Origin of the sequence: Flavilitoribacter nigricans DSM 23189 = NBRC 102662 (assembly GCF_002646595.1) — a bacterium.
Taxonomy (GTDB): Bacteria; Bacteroidota; Bacteroidia; order Chitinophagales; family Saprospiraceae; genus Flavilitoribacter; species Flavilitoribacter nigricans.
In genome coordinates this window covers 15,330-29,889 of record NZ_PDUD01000042.1, presented here as the reverse complement: position 1 = coordinate 29,889, position 14,560 = coordinate 15,330, and the positions used below count along the sequence as shown (strand labels likewise).

Sequence of the window (14,560 nt, the reverse complement as noted above, 5' to 3'; positions counted from 1 at the left end):
GTAGGCGGCTTTAGCCGCCGTCCCCCCCACACCACCGGGCATACGCTTTAACGTACCACGGCGGTTTTCTCTAAGATTTACCCGCTTGGATGACGACTATAGATCGTAGGCCCTGTTCGGCGAACCATTGGAGCCCCATTGCCTTCATCACCGGACGGTAGTTAGCCATTGGCCACCACGAGTAATACATGACTGCATTCCAGGCTTGGTATTCTACTACTCCCAAACTGCGTAGAAAGCGATAGGTCGCATAGCGCCTTTGGTGCTGTTTAAGAGCATAGCACCTCAGGCGCTTACGTATCCACCTGTCCAAGTCTCTGAATGTACTTAACCAGGTGTTGCACCGGCGGTAATATACCGCCCAACCCTGATTAATCCGGTTGACCTGTGCTATGATCTGCTCAAGGCTCAGACCACGGTTGCGTTTGGTCACTTCTCGGATCTTGAACTTCAGCCGGTCAACGCTGGCATCAGCGATGCGGATCTTGCCGTTCTGCTCGATCGTATGACCTAAGAACTTGACCTGATCGCATCGCCTCACTCCGCTCTTTTCGCGGTTGACTTTCAGCTTCAGCTTCTCCTCGATAAATTGGATCAGACTACTCATCACGCGTTCGGCTGACCGTTTACTGCTCACGAAGATGTTACAGTCGTCAGCGTAGCGCGCAAAGCTCAATCCACGTACTTCCAACTCTCGATCCAGTTCGTCCAATACGATATTGGACAGCAGCGGTGATAAGGGACCACCTTGCGGCGTACCCGATAGCCGTTGACGGACCAATCCGTCTTGCATCAGACCTGCTCGTAGGTAGTTTCGGATTAACTTAAGTACGCTCTTATCCGAAATCGCTTTATTCAGCCGGCTCATTAGCCGGTCGTGGTTGATCTCATCAAAGAAGCTTTTAAGGTCAATATCTACTACCCAGGTCTTGCCGCCCAGTACATAACCGGCTGCTCGCTCAATGGCCTGATGAGCCGAACGGCCCGGGCGGAAACCATAGCTGTATTCACTGAAGTAAGGATCGTAGATAGGTTGCAGCGCATTCAGCAGACTTTGCTGGACTACCCGATCCTCTATTGTCGGTATACCCAGACGGCGGGTGCCGCCGTTAGGCTTCGGTATTTCTACCAACCTGACTGCATCCGCGCGATAGTTCCCTTGACGAAGTTGATCGTGAAGGCCGGTCAATTGAACCGTTAAATCCTGCTCATACATGGCCAGTGTCACTCCATCTACTCCGCCTGCTCCCTGATTACGTCTTACTTCCTGAAAGGCTCGGCCTAAGGACCCATAATCCGATATTTTGTCCATGATCCCCACGGTCAAGGTACGTTGTTCTTGTAAGCGAGAAAGCAACTCGGCCCGCTTGGCGATTCGGCTGGTGCCGCCAGCTGTTTCCCACCCCGCTTCGCTTTGGCTTTCGAACAGATCGCCCTGTTCAAATGGCCCTCGCAATTCCGACTTTTTGTCACTTTTACTCATTTGCAGAATACTTCCTTGCTTAGAAAATTCAGGCCTTCCTCAAAAAAAATTGAGTACTACGCCCTCTGCTGACTTCTGGTCTCCTGGATTTCTTCGGTACTCGCGCGTACCTCCGACAATGGCCCAGTGAGCCAGATCTCCCGGGGTAAGCCATCACACTTGCATCCGCTGCGGCTGAATTTACCCTTCGATCCTCCGACTGCCTGTTGGGATTATACGCTTTATGGTACGCTTCCCCGAATCCAAAGGCCTACTATTCAGTTTCTGTGCGTCCGCACCAGGATTTTGCCTTAGCCTTCCTTCAGATTCTCAGTCGCCCGAGACACCCTTGGCTTTAGCTACGGGGTTCCCGACAGTTGGCCCCCTTGGGACTTGAGCAATACTTCCGTATCTTTCGCACCCGTTAGTGTGATGGCATGCCCGGCACACTAAATATTTCAGGGCGATGCCCTTATAATCCTCAGCGGCGTAGCTGCGGAAATATTTGTAGATCCATCATGTATTTTGCAGCGAAGGGCGTAGCCCTGGCCATTAGATTGCCAAGAATGTACCTTTTTCTTCATTATTGATTGAACCCAATGTCAAAATGCTAAAGTCGAGCTAAGCGCCGGAGATGCCCAATACTTCGCGGGAGTGTCGGCCCTGTTCCAGGCAGTCCAGGATAAACCGGGCCACCTGTTCCCGGCTGACGGTCAGTTTCATTTTGGGGACGTTCTGCTTGCTGATAATTACCTCTTTCTGATCCCGCGCGTTGGTCAGACCGCTGGGGCGCAGAATGGTCCAGTCCAGATCGGTTGCCCGCAGGATGTTTTCGTGCCGGGCGTGATCGCGGTAGGGAAAACGGATATTGCTGTTGCGGATAAACCAGGCAAACCAGGCCGGTATTTCTTCCGAAGATTCATTCACGCCCCAGGCAGAAATAGTGATGATCCGGCGAACGTTTTCCACCGCCATCATGCGGGTGATCTTGTCGATGCTGTCGGAGATCAGATCTTTCGGCGATCGCAGGGGAGCCCAGGGCCAGTCGGACGTCCGCGAGACGTTCAGCGCCGACAGGACCGCATCGGAACAGCAAAGGGCCGGTTGCAGTACTTCCGGATCATTGGGCATACCGGTCCACACCTGCAGCCGTTCGTGTTCGATACCGAGCATATCCGGCTGTCGGGCGATCAGCCGCACTTCATGCCCGCGCTCCAGGGCCTGTTGCAGGATTTCCCGGCCGGTTCTTCCCGTTCCGCCAATAAGGGTAATTTTCATACTAAAGATCCGTTTCCCATATCAATATAGCCGGAGTCTATTCCCGTAGGAATGACCGGTCATGTATATCGAAAGGGAAATTAAAACTTTTTCACGGATCGAGGTCCGCACCAGTGGTAAGCAGCAGTTTTATTGAGTAGCCTCCGAGAAAAGATGAGTGGCGATGACCTCGTATACCTGATGGGCCGCCAGGGAATCGCCCTCCGGACCCGAACCGGATGAAGCCACCAGCACGGGCCAGTCCAGCCGATCCGCCGGCCGCAACCCGTGCGACCCTTTGATAAGATCCGCATCCAGCGGGATCACATCCATCAAAGCGCGAAAGCCCAGTTTACGCAAGATCACTTTCCCGGCGGCGTAGGCTTTGGGGAAGCGCAGGGCGGGATTAAAATGCATTTCCACCGGATCGTAGCCCGGCTTCCGGTGAATGTCGACGGTCCGCGAGTAATCGGGCGCTTTGCGATCATCCAGCCAGTAATAGTAGGTAAACCAGGCCCTGGGTTTCGCCAGCAGGACCAAGTCACCCGCACGCGGGTGATCCAGATGGTGTTCGGCTTTGCCGGCTTCGTCCAGGATCTTTCCGATCCCCGGCACCGTTTCCAGGAGCGCCCTCACCCGGGGCAGATCCGCTTTATCTTTAACGTAGACGTGGGCGATCTGGTGATCGGCCATGGCAAAAGCAGAACTGGCCCCGGCATCAAAAACCTCCAGTCCCAATTCCTCCCGCACGGCGATATGCCCGGCCTCCCGCAGAACACGGTTGATGTGGACGGGTTGATCTACGGCGGTAATACCGTATTCGGACAGCACGATCACTTCCGCACCGCGGGCTTCGTAAAATTCGATCAGTTCTTTACTCACCGCATCGATCTCGCGCAGATCCTGATCCACGGAAGGATGATCCGGTCCGTGGCGCTGGGCGTTGTAGTCCAGGTGCGGCAGGTAGATCAAGGTAAGCGTCGGATCGTGCTTTTCCTCGACCCGCATGGCCGAGTGGGCGATCCACTGACTGACTTCGATGCTGGTGGCGGGACCCCAAAATTTGAACAGCGGGAACTGCCCCAGTTCTTCCTGCAATTCATCCCGCAATTCCGAAGGAAAGGTATACACATCGGGGATCTTACGTCCGTCCGAGGGATACATCGGCCGCGGCGTTACCGAAAAATCCACCGTGCTGTACATATTATACCACCAAAAAAGGTTGGCACAGGTAAATTCGGGATTTTTCCGGCGCATGGCCTCCCAGATCTTTTCGCTTTGCACCAGTCGATTGGACTGCCGCCAGAGTTTCACCTCCGCCTCTTCCTCAAAGTACCAGCCGTTAGCGACGATCCCGTGTTCGCCCGGATATTTCCCCGTCAGGTAAGTCGACTGAGCGGTACAGGTGACGGCGGGAATAACGGGATCAATCGTCCGCAGTTGCTTTTGCTGCACCCAGTTGCGCAGAAAAGGCGTACGCTCCCCGATCAGGCGGGAAGTCAGGCCAACGATATTGAGAACGACGGTTTTATTAGCGGTAGGCATATGGAAATTTCGATTCGACGGTATTGGCAATTTCGCCCGGCAGGAGAGCATAACAGTCCGTCTTCTGCCGGGCCCGGGATTAAACAGAGTGCCCTGTGATCAAAGAATGGAAAGTACCCAGCGCAGCTCTCTCTCGATAGAGTCTACCAGTCCGAAGCGGATCTCTTCGGGCAGTACTTCCCAGGTATAGGTTTCTACTTCCCAGTGTTGGGTGATATCCTTGTGGTTGTTCAGTACCAGTTCGATGGCATCGCGGGTAGCCGACAGATGATCGTAGGTATCGATAAAGATCGGAACGTGGAAATGGGTGCGCCATTCCGCCGTTTCGGGATCCAGGATCTGCGGGAGTGCATCGGGCAGATCGTTATAGGAACGATGGCTACCGTCCCGCAGGCGGGCTACCACCTGGTGCAGGTAGGTGCTTTCGTTCAATTGCTCAAACGCTTCCACGATGGGCCCACGATCTTCGGGCCGCTCGGGAAAGGTGGCCTTCAGGGCCGCACTGATCTGTACTTTCCCCACTTTGATTCCGGCGGCTGCCCAGGCCCGAAAGGTGTCTTCCGGAGCTTCGTAGACCACCGCAAAGTGGCAGACATCGTAGCAGGCCTGAATGTGTTCGTAGAGCATGGCGGCAGCTTCGGCCTCACTGATGCCCAGTTTCAGCTGTAAGTACTTCCCACCAATCGGGATCAGGCGCTGCTGGAAAAAATCGATCAGCTCCTGGGTATTTTCCATCAGGCCGTCCGGTTCCGGTTCAATATCCAAATGGAGCTGGATGCCCTTTTCGGCCTTGATCTTCGCCAGATGCGACGCGATCTCCGCCATGTGGATACAACCTTTCTCCCAGGTTTTCGCCAGCTTATCCGGATCACCGGTGAACCAGTAGCGATAGGAAACCGGTGAAGTGGAGATCCCGCCTTCCATACCTTCCGGCAAAAGATAGGCAAGGATATCGAAACAGCGGCGGGTATATTCCAGCCGATCCGTCGTGGACCAGTCGGGCGTATGCACATCATCCTTGACCCGTTCGCGGTGAAAACCGCCGTAGGGAAAGGCATTCATGGTGAAAACGTACATACCGTTGGCCGCCAGCCATTTTTTAAATGCGGGTAACTGGTCTCCCTCCAGTATCTCCTGGCTTGCAATATTGGACAGACGCAAGCCGATACCAAAATCCTGCTCCGGAGCGATCCGCTCCTTCAGCGGCAGGGTATACTCTTTTAAACTTTCCCAAACATCCGACCAATGCTCACCGGGGTGAATGTTGGTGCAATAGGTCAATTGGGAAGACGATGAAATTTTCAAAGGGAAATTTTTAAGTGTGAATGAGCTTTTCCGGACTGGTTTTCCGGGCTTTCGACAGTTCTTCCAGCTTCTCAATAGACTGGATGATCAGTTCCGTATCCATTTCGTGTACTTCCACGCCGCGGCCGATCTCTTCGATGAGCATGATGGTGAGTTCGCCGCCCAGGTGCTCCCGGAATTCCTCCAGTCCCCGGATCACGGAATCCAATTTTTCGGGATTGCGCAGGTTCTGCTTGAGTTCCGGCACAAAAAGGGAAAATCCCAGCGTCTCGATCAAACGGATCACCCGCAGATAACTCGCTTCGTCCAGACGACCTTCGAGATGAGAATAGATCACATCCAGCGCGATACCGATGGCTACGGCTTCTCCGTGCCGGAGCTCAAAATTGGTCATTTGCTCCAGCTTGTGTGCCGCCCAGTGACCGAAGTCCAGTGGCCGGGATGATCCCTTTTCGAAGGGGTCTCCGCCACGGATGTGCTCTGCGTGCAGTTCCGCACAACGAAAGATCTGATCCTGCATCGGCTCCATCGACCGACCGGCAACCGCTACGGCCTCCCGTTCGAGTTGCTCGAAGAATGCCGCATCCTTGATGAGGGCTACCTTGATCGCTTCGGCGATGCCCGCCCGCCAGTCGCGGTCGTCCAGCGTGAGCAGGAAGTGAGCGTCATTAATCACCGCGAACGGCGGATCAAAAGCGCCCAGAAAATTTTTCTTACCGAAGAAATTGATCCCGTTCTTCACTCCAATGCCGGAGTCATTCTGCGACAGCACCGTCGTCGGTACCCGCACGAGGCGTACTCCGCGGTGCGCGATCGAGGCCGCGTAACCCACCATATCCAGCACCGCACCGCCACCGATGGCCAATACGTAGGAATGCCGGTCGATACCGTGCGCTTCTACGGCTTCCAGAATGGTATCTACCAGTTTCGGATCGTTTTTCGCGGGTTCTCCACCGGGTACGACCAGGATCTCATCGATCAACTGAAATCTATCCTGATGCTGTTTGCCGTACCTCTTGATATCGGCCAGCAAGAGCGGGTGGTGTTCCTGCACACCCTGATCTACCACCACCAGGATCTTCGGCGGCCGCGGGCTGTGCCCTGCGGTAATCGTGTCGACCAGGCAGGTATTATCTGACTTAAACAGTCCTTCCGTAAAAAGGACCTGATAGCGAAATGGGACTGAAAAGGACTGATCTATTTTTCTCATGATGAAGTTATGTATCTCCGGCCTCCGGCCGATCTTGTAGATTGTATGCTGTTTCGGTATCGGTCTTTAGTTGTCGAACATTGAAAATTAATAATGCTTGTTTTCACCGCGAAGGCCGCGAAGCCGCGAAGTTTTACAGTGACTTATTTCGAGAAAATTTGCATCAGCAAATTTTTCGATCTTTTGCGACATTAAAAAGCTTAGCGTTTTGGCGACTTTGCGGTGAAATTCAGTCATTTCTGGTTTTAAATTATTAATGTTCCTCACTAATAGACCGGTCACGCTGAATTCAGGTCACTGCGAAAAATTTACCCAGCCTTAAAGATACCGGCAATAAACAGGCGATCAACAGACCGTAACCGATATCCGTAAAACCGGCCGCCAGCGCGGCGTCCAGCAGAATGAGTGTGATCACTCCGGCTTTGACCGCTTTGCGGATATCTCCGGCTTCCTGGCTGTTCCGGGCCCGAAACAAGGGCGGATAAACCAGGGCAAAAAATGCAATAATAAAGGGCAGGGTATTAAGTGTATTATAGGGAAACAGGTAGTCAAGGCTTAGCAGTATGGCTCCCACCAGGGCGTAACCGATAACGGCCAGGGTAAGGTGGGTTTTGTTGCCACCGCCGACTTCGCCCCGGCTGATCAGCGTGATTGAACTGATATAAATAACCGGAAGGATCATCAGCACGGCCGCAGAATTCAGGCTCTCCGGAAAGGCACTCACGCCCAACATCAGATTCGCCCCACGGCAAAGCGACATATTCAATGGGCCCCAAAAGGGGTGATGCTTGCCGACCTTATCGTACAGTAAAGCCAGAAAAGCGGTCAATATTGCTACCCCACCGGCAATCACATTGACGGCGAAAGCGGCCAACACCCCTACTGATAACAAGCCGATCCCCAGGGTAGTTGCCTGCTGCAGGCTGACGGCCCCGCTGGGCAGGGGTCGTTCCGGTCGTTCCACGCGGTCGATGGACAGGTCAAAAATATCATTAAACACCACTCCACCGCCGTAGAGACCGACCGTAGCGATCCAGAGCAAAAAGTAATCCGCCCAGGCCAGTTGGAGACCCTTCCAGATGTTTTCCCCTCCGGCCAGGATCAGCCCAACGGCCATCCCGGCCGCTACATCGGCGATGGCGGTGATCAGGTTGGCCGGTCGCATCAGGAGTAAATACGGCCAGATAGCAGAAGAACGCAGGCTACTCAATTGATTACGATATTCGGATCATCAACCTGCGGTTTCTGGCCCCCTCTCAGTACGGAATTGCCGTTGAAGAGCGCCCGCTGATCGATGCCCTCTTCGCCGCTCCAGTCCTCTTCCTTTATTTGGCCGCTTTTACCGAAGGCCTCCAGGGCATTCTGGTAGCATACCGCGTGCACATCCGCTTCGGAAATGCCGCGCTCCAGCATGAGGCGGGCGGTTTTGGGTACGGCCAGCGGATCGCTGATCCCCCAGTCCGCAGCACTGTTCACCATAATCCGTTCGGAACCGTATTCTTTGACGATCTCCACCATCCGTTCGTTCCCCATCTTGGTAAAGGGGTAAATAGTGAAGGCCGCCCAGTAGCCGCGATCCAGTACTTCTTTAACCGTTTCTTCGTTATTGTGATCCACGATCACCCAGGTCGGGTCCAGACCATGTTCTTCGGATACATCCATACTGCGGATCGTACCGGATTTTTTATCCCGGTGCGGGGTATGGATCTGTACCGGCAGGTTTACTTTTTTAGCCAGTTCCAGTTGCAGACGGTAGTATTTGTCCTCCGCTTTGGTCTGGTCGTCGTAACCGATTTCACCGACACCGACTACCCCCTCCTTCAGCACAAACTTGGGCAAGAGGTCGATCACCTCCTCGGCAAGGGCCTCGTTATTGGCTTCCTTGGAGTTCAACCCGATGGTGCAGTAGTGTTTGATCCCGAACTGGCTGGCCCGGAACCGCTCCCAACCGACGAGGCTGCTGTAGTAATCCTTAAAAGACCCCACTTCGGTACGGGCCTGGCCCAGCCAGAAAGCCGGTTCGATCATTGCGACAATTCCCGCATCGGCCATAGCCTGGTAATCATCGGTGGTACGGGAGGTCATGTGTACGTGTGGATCGATCCATTTCCACTTCTTTCCTTCGCTCATATTATTAAAGTTGTCTGGGTAAAATTTCCCTAAGCGGAAATCCTACGTTTTTCGTTTTACAAACATTGAGATATTCAGGGGAGCACGTAGAATATGGTATTTTATCGCTGGGCGGAAAATAATCCGTTCAATTGAGATCCTCCGCCGGTTATCTGGTCTGCGTTAAATTAGGCATTGCCGGCGGTAATACCTTCCTGCGCCCGCCCGATCTTTTCCCAGGTCCACTCCTGTCCGTCCATAGTGAGCGGCTGCTCGTTGCCGGAAAGGACCAGCTCGGCGGCTACCCGCTGGAGCTCCTGCTCGGAGGCACGCAATTTTTCCAGTGCCTCGCGGTGTTCATCGTTCAACAGGCCGGTAGTCGGTCGCCAGATCTCCGGACTTACATCGCGGCCGGCCGACCAGCGCTCGTGTACATAATCGAGGATCATGCGCGACAGCTCAGCATTGGCCCGTTTGGCTACGCCTTCAATGCGGTACAGCGGCCGTCCCATAAAAGCCGCTTTGAGGAACAACTGGTTCCAGGCAGCTTCCCCGAAAAAAGTTTTGGGATAGGGATTGTCCAGGGCCACCGAATCGAAGACCGGGGCCATATTGGTACGCAACCCTTCCACGGCCAGCGAAGCAAACGCTTCCGGATTCGGCAGGATGGGCAGGGCCGAGAAGATCGCTACCTGCTCCTTCATATCGGCCGTATCGAAAACGTCTTTGATAAAGGCCATTCCCACATCCGCCGCATCCGGCGTACACAGGCTCAGGAAATAAACCCGGCAGGTCCGATCGGTCGTCCACAGGTACGGACGCCAGCCGGCACAGATGTCGTCGGCTGCTTCCCGTTCCGCCGCCGCCAGCTCCATGGGCCTGCTTTGGATGAAACGCGATACCGCAGAAAAAGTTAAATGGAAATCTCCCTTTTCCGGATTGGTGGTGAGCAGTTCGTGTTTATCGTTTAGCCATTGTTGCTCCTGAGTGGAAAGGATCGCAGTCAGGATCTTCCTCAGGTAGCTTTGGGCCAGAGGCAGATCAACCATATTCTTAGACATTAACCTTGCTATCTAGTTGTTCTTTCCCGCTTGTCTGGCAAGCCATTCGGGCGGATCGGAACTCATTTTATTAATGCCCTCAAAGGTAAACAATAGTTGGGAACTTAGCGAAATGTGAGGAGGTGAGCAATATCAGCATGACCGATAAGTTACAAAACCGGCCTGCTTCCCCCGTTATCTCCAAAAACGAAGGACCCGCTTACCGGGTAAAGGTAAGCGGGTCCAATATATCCGTAACGGATCTCAGCCGGTAGCCGGTTCCGTTTAATCTTCCATATCCAGCGCTTCTTCGATCCGCTGCATGCAGTCTTCGTAGTGGTACTCCGTCATTTTATCGGAAGTCCGTTTGGCGGCTTTCTCCAGTTTTTCGTGCAGGTCTTCCAGGGTACCCCGCGTCAGTGAAGTGATATCCGTCACCACCGGATTCACCGAAGCGGTAGAGCGACGGAAAGAACTGCCGCCACCGGAAGATCCCTCGGCCGGTTCGAGCATCTTCATCATTTGCTCCAGGTAGACCTTCTGCAGGTTCCGGCGGAAAACGTTCGGGTTAGCCCCGCTGTTCAACTCCGCCCAGATCCCTCTTTCCATATCCTGGTAGAAATCCATCAGTCCGTAAGCGTTCGGGAAGGCAGATTTTGCCTCGATCAGTCGCTGCAGGCGATCCGTACTATACAGGTTACGCAGTGTGGAAGCCTGCAGGCTAGAGATGGTATTTACGCCCTGATCCGCCGAGATCATCGGTGTGATCTTTTTGTCCAGCAGCCAGGTCGGCTCGTTAAACAGGTGCCGGTGCAGGAAGGAAACTGCATCCTTCTGCATCGCAGCCGGTGCGGGTTCGTAGACGATACCCTCCTGATCGTAGGTCTTGGGATTTTCGAAAATACCCCCTACCCACTTGGTCACGTGACCGATATAGCGGCGGTACTGTGCGAATACATCTCCGTACAGTTCTTCGGCCATCTCGTAGTATTCCGCCTCTTCTTTGGTCCAGTCGATCGCGTTCGGCAAAATGCGCTTCAGGTTCTCGATCCCGTATTCGGAAGCGACCATGGCGTTATCACTCAGGTCTTCACTCTGGGCCCGGGGATCGTAGGTACTGGCTTCGGTGAGGAAGTGCAGCGACGGATTGTCGGCGGCTTTTTCCAGATACCATTTATTGAGGATCTTTTTGTCTTCATCGGCCGAATCGGTGCCGTAGATCGGTTTGTAGTTCCACTCGATGGCCCAGCGATCGTAAGCGCCGACCCCGGGGAAGAGATTCGTTACCCCGTCTCCCGGCTGGGCTACGTAGTTAAAGCGGGCATAGTCCATGATGGAGGACGTATGACCGTTTTCCGCCAGCCAGGCCGCATCGCGCAATTTTTCAACCGGCGTAGCGCTACTGGCGCCGAAGTTGTGACGCAATCCGAGGGTATGTCCTACCTCGTGGGCCGCCACAAAGCGAACCAGTTTACCCATTAGTTCGTCATCGTAAACGTTTTTACGGGCATTGGGATCCACCGCTGCCGTCTGGGTCGTGTACCAGCGCTTCAGCAGGCGCATCACGTTGTGGTACCAGCCGATGTGGCTCTCCAGGATCTCACCGGAACGGGGATCGTGTACGTTCGGTCCGTAAGCGTTCTGGGTTTCGGAAGCGAAATAGCGGATCACGGAGAAGCGGGCATCTTCCAGACTCATGGTCGTATCCTGTTCGGGCCAGTCTTTCGCCAGGATGGCATTTTTCCAGCCGGCCTGTTCGAAAGCGACCTGCCAGTCTTCTACGCCCTGCTTGAGGTAAGAGCGCCACTTGTTCGGCGTAGCCGGGTCAATGTAGAATACGATCGGTTTTTTCGGTTCGATCAGTTCACCCTGCTGCTGACGGCGGGCGTCGGCGGCATTTTTGGCTTCCAGCGGCCAGCGTACGGTGAAGACTTCCCGTTTGGCGCGCTGTCCTTCACCGTCGAAAACCGTATACCCGGTGGCAAAGATCCCAACGCGGGGATCGAAGAAACGCCGGCGGGCCGGTACTTTCGGCAACAGGATCATGGAGGTGTTCATCTCGAAAGTTACCGCACCGGAAGAAAGACCGGCGGATAGATCTACCGTACGGCTCCGGCCGCTGGAACTACCACCACCCGTAGACGGTGGCGCTACACTGTAGGTCCGCACGGCCCGCACTTCCACATTGATCGGATAGGCCCGGATGCTTTCTACGTAGGAACGATCCTTTTCCAGCTTGCGCAATTTGTAGCGCTGTTCGGTACGCGCCGGCAGGTTGAATGCCTGGTTGGGTTCACCGAAAAAGCTGGTCACATCGATCAGCACGGAAGTATCCTTTCTGGTGGCTTTGATATCGAAAGCGGCGGCAATGGGCGGCATATTCGAATTGGTCACCGCGGTGGTTATGGGCTGAGTAGTATCGGCGCTTACGTTAACGTAATCGATGATCTTGACGAAGACTTTTTTATTGGGACCTTTCTCGAAGCGAAATACTTCGCGGTTGGCCTGCTCTCCCCCGTATCCGGCACCGGTCGGCGCTTTGGAAATGCGGGTGATCGCCATGATATCCCGGCCGAAAACGGAATCGGGGATCTCGAAGTAAAACTTGTCGTCTACTTCGTGCACGGTGAGCATACCGGCCATGGATTTGGCTTCATCGGTGATGATCTCGTCGAAGGATTTTGGCTTCTTTTTGTCGGTGCTGTCCTTCTTTTCGGAATTGTCGGCCGCCGCTGCTCCCGGTCGGCCGCCCCGTTGGGCGTCCACCGAGGTAGGTGCCAGTGCCAGGCACAAAAGCATCAGGCACGGGAAGAACAGTGATCTCAGAGTAGATTTCATCATACTAGTTTTGTGGCCGTCCGGCGGGCCGGACCGTTGCCATTTTTGATTGGAAAATTATAAGCGTTTTAATAAAAGCGCGGACCATTCAAATGTCCGTACAGACCGTACCGGATAGTCGACTGCGGCCTGGTGCTATCGTTTTGCTCCGGTACTAACAAATTGGATCCGGAAAGGATGCGCGGTTTGTGGAATAGTACCTGGAACCGTATATGATCTTTGGGATATAGGATAGGAATTTTAATGGCGGCCTAAGATAAGGGAGAAATGGATTTGAAATCTGTGGGAATTCTGATTTTTTGATAAAATGTCAAATAACTTACCTCTACAGCGTAATTTTTTATGAAATATCTAAAATTTCAATTTGCTTTTGGTTGAAATATATTATGTCACCCGGGCTTTTGCCCAGTAATTCCCGGCTCACGGGCGCTTCCGTAGAGATCGCATAGTACAGTCCGTCATCCAGGCGGATCTTGCCCAGTCCGATTGAGATAAAATACCTGCCCGCACTGGTGATCACCAGGCTTCCGGCTTCCACTCTGGCGCACCGGCGCTCCGGGTCGATCTGTTCCAGTACCCGTTTCAGGTGGAGGGCATTGGCGAGTTGGGTCCGGTACTTTTCTTCTTCCTGTTGCATCATGGCCCGGCCCGTCTCGTATTTATCGCCGACACTGCTTTTGGTTTCATTATTGCGGGATTCCTCCACGGAGGCCAGCGCAGCTTCCAAATCTGCAATTTGCTGCCGGACCTTTTGATCACAGTGTTCAAAAAGCTGCTGTTTCAGGAAAAGTGGTTCACTCATATTGCGGAGCAGTAAGTGGTTTTGAATTTCGAATACACTGGTTTCAAACAAATGGTGATTGTCATTTCCAGTCGTACCCTTAGCCCGCACAATGTAAGGTTTTAAGTGATAAACCATAAGCCGCCCCAAAGGCCGGGGCTTAATATCCCTGCATTTTTGCACGACCTTATAACGGTCCCAAAGGACATCAGCTTATGGTTCCTCACCGAGTCGTTTTTATGACATATTACCGATTAATTCCCCCCAACTGGTAGCCAGGTGCCGGGCTTCTGCCTTGGACAATTCCAGCTTTTCCCGGGTCAGGTCCGGATTCAGGTCCAGCGGCTGCGCATTGATAAAAGAAATATCCTGAATACCGGCAAATCCAAAAATAGCCCGAAGATAGGTTGCCTGATAATCCAGTGAGTTCAGCGGACTGGCCGGTCCGTAATCCGACCCTCTGGAGCAGATACAGACCATTCTTTTGTGTTGAGCCAGTCCAATGGGGCCTCGCTCCGTGAACTGAAAAAGAATGCCGGCCTGCATGATCACGTCGATGTAGTGTTTCAGCACATACGGGATCGTGAAGTTCCACATGGGCGCGGAGATCACATAGGCGTCGAAAGCCATAAAATCATTAGCCAACTCTGCTATTCTACGCCAACTATCCCTTTTTTTCTCGTTGAGCTCCTGCCCGGATATCAGGGCATATTTGGCGGCAACGGCATCACCGTGTACCGGTGGGAGCTCCACTTCAAAAAGATTCAGTTCGGTTACTGCAACTTCCTGATGCCTGGCCTGCAGTGCAACAATGAACTCTCTGGTAATAGCCAACGTACGCGACTGCTCGCCCCGCGGCGAAGCGATTAGATGTAAGATCTTCATAAGTAAATGTTTAGGTTAGATCTTCAAAGAAAGCGTAGCGGGGAATGCATAGAGCACGAGGTCGATGGAGCGTCAGATACGACCATGACATAGATCAGAAGAAGGCAAATAGTTGCAAAAAGAGAGAA

11 protein-coding genes are annotated in these 14,560 nt (G+C 53.6%); all 11 read right to left on the bottom strand.

The window, feature by feature from the left end:
* Positions 1 to 70 precede the first annotated feature (70 nt).
* The 11 genes from ltrA to CRP01_RS32655 all read right to left on the bottom strand — a co-directional run bounded on the left by ltrA (position 71) and on the right by CRP01_RS32655 (position 14,432).
* Positions 71 to 1,483: a group II intron reverse transcriptase/maturase gene (ltrA, locus tag CRP01_RS32705; protein WP_099154293.1), complete on the bottom strand. Its 1,413-nt coding sequence runs from the start codon at positions 1,481 to 1,483 to the stop codon at positions 71 to 73.
* Between the two features lie 600 nt (positions 1,484 to 2,083).
* The gene (locus tag CRP01_RS32700) at positions 2,084 to 2,740 is read right to left on the bottom strand and encodes an NAD(P)-dependent oxidoreductase (protein ID WP_099154292.1); all 657 of its coding nucleotides are present in this window, start codon (positions 2,738 to 2,740) and stop codon (positions 2,084 to 2,086) included.
* Positions 2,741 to 2,869: 129 nt separating this feature from the next.
* Positions 2,870 to 4,264 (bottom strand): alkaline phosphatase family protein, encoded by a 1,395-nt coding sequence (locus tag CRP01_RS32695; protein ID WP_099154291.1) that lies wholly within the window; start codon positions 4,262 to 4,264, stop codon positions 2,870 to 2,872.
* A 99-nt stretch (positions 4,265 to 4,363) separates the two neighbouring features.
* Positions 4,364 to 5,569, bottom strand: coding sequence for a metabolite traffic protein EboE (eboE, locus tag CRP01_RS32690; protein WP_099154290.1), 1,206 nt, complete (start codon positions 5,567 to 5,569; stop codon positions 4,364 to 4,366).
* A gap of 10 nt (positions 5,570 to 5,579) precedes the next feature.
* On the bottom strand, positions 5,580 to 6,779 hold the full coding sequence (locus CRP01_RS32685) for a 3-dehydroquinate synthase (RefSeq protein WP_099154289.1): 1,200 nt from the start codon (positions 6,777 to 6,779) through the stop codon (positions 5,580 to 5,582).
* Between the two features lie 289 nt (positions 6,780 to 7,068).
* Positions 7,069 to 7,989 (bottom strand): UbiA-like protein EboC, encoded by a 921-nt coding sequence (gene eboC, locus CRP01_RS32680; RefSeq protein WP_222845873.1) that lies wholly within the window; start codon positions 7,987 to 7,989, stop codon positions 7,069 to 7,071.
* Entirely contained in the window at positions 7,986 to 8,909 is a 924-nt protein-coding gene (locus CRP01_RS32675) for a TatD family hydrolase (RefSeq protein WP_099154288.1), read from the bottom strand. Before CRP01_RS32675 ends, eboC begins: the two co-directional genes overlap by 4 nt.
* A 167-nt stretch (positions 8,910 to 9,076) precedes the next feature.
* Positions 9,077 to 9,949 carry an EboA domain-containing protein gene (locus tag CRP01_RS32670; protein WP_143473633.1) on the bottom strand — a complete coding sequence of 291 codons (873 nt, stop codon included), beginning with the start codon at positions 9,947 to 9,949 and terminating at the stop codon, positions 9,077 to 9,079.
* A gap of 264 nt (positions 9,950 to 10,213) precedes the next feature.
* A complete protein-coding gene (locus tag CRP01_RS32665; RefSeq protein WP_222845872.1) occupies positions 10,214 to 12,769 on the bottom strand; it encodes a zinc-dependent metalloprotease in 2,556 nt (851 codons plus the stop codon).
* Between the two features lie 337 nt (positions 12,770 to 13,106).
* Entirely contained in the window at positions 13,107 to 13,568 is a 462-nt protein-coding gene (locus CRP01_RS32660; RefSeq protein WP_143473632.1) for a GreA/GreB family elongation factor, read from the bottom strand.
* Between the two features lie 216 nt (positions 13,569 to 13,784).
* Positions 13,785 to 14,432, bottom strand: a complete 648-nt coding sequence (locus CRP01_RS32655; protein WP_099154284.1) for an FMN-dependent NADH-azoreductase — start codon at positions 14,430 to 14,432, stop codon at positions 13,785 to 13,787.
* Positions 14,433 to 14,560: the final 128 nt, after the last annotated feature.

Coding starts and splice junctions, on each gene's coding strand:
- CRP01_RS32655 (WP_099154284.1), bottom strand. CDS start 14,432: ATGAAGATCTTACATCTAATCGCTTCGCCGCGGGGCGAGCAGTCGCGT.
- CRP01_RS32660 (WP_143473632.1), bottom strand. CDS start 13,568: ATGAGTGAACCACTTTTCCTGAAACAGCAGCTTTTTGAACACTGTGAT.
- CRP01_RS32700 (WP_099154292.1), bottom strand. CDS start 2,740: ATGAAAATTACCCTTATTGGCGGAACGGGAAGAACCGGCCGGGAAATC.
- CRP01_RS32670 (WP_143473633.1), bottom strand. CDS start 9,949: ATGTCTAAGAATATGGTTGATCTGCCTCTGGCCCAAAGCTACCTGAGG.
- CRP01_RS32685 (WP_099154289.1), bottom strand. CDS start 6,779: ATGAGAAAAATAGATCAGTCCTTTTCAGTCCCATTTCGCTATCAGGTC.
- ltrA (WP_099154293.1), bottom strand. CDS start 1,483: ATGAGTAAAAGTGACAAAAAGTCGGAATTGCGAGGGCCATTTGAACAG.
- CRP01_RS32675 (WP_099154288.1), bottom strand. CDS start 8,909: ATGAGCGAAGGAAAGAAGTGGAAATGGATCGATCCACACGTACACATG.
- CRP01_RS32665 (WP_222845872.1), bottom strand. CDS start 12,769: ATGATGAAATCTACTCTGAGATCACTGTTCTTCCCGTGCCTGATGCTT.
- CRP01_RS32695 (WP_099154291.1), bottom strand. CDS start 4,264: ATGCCTACCGCTAATAAAACCGTCGTTCTCAATATCGTTGGCCTGACT.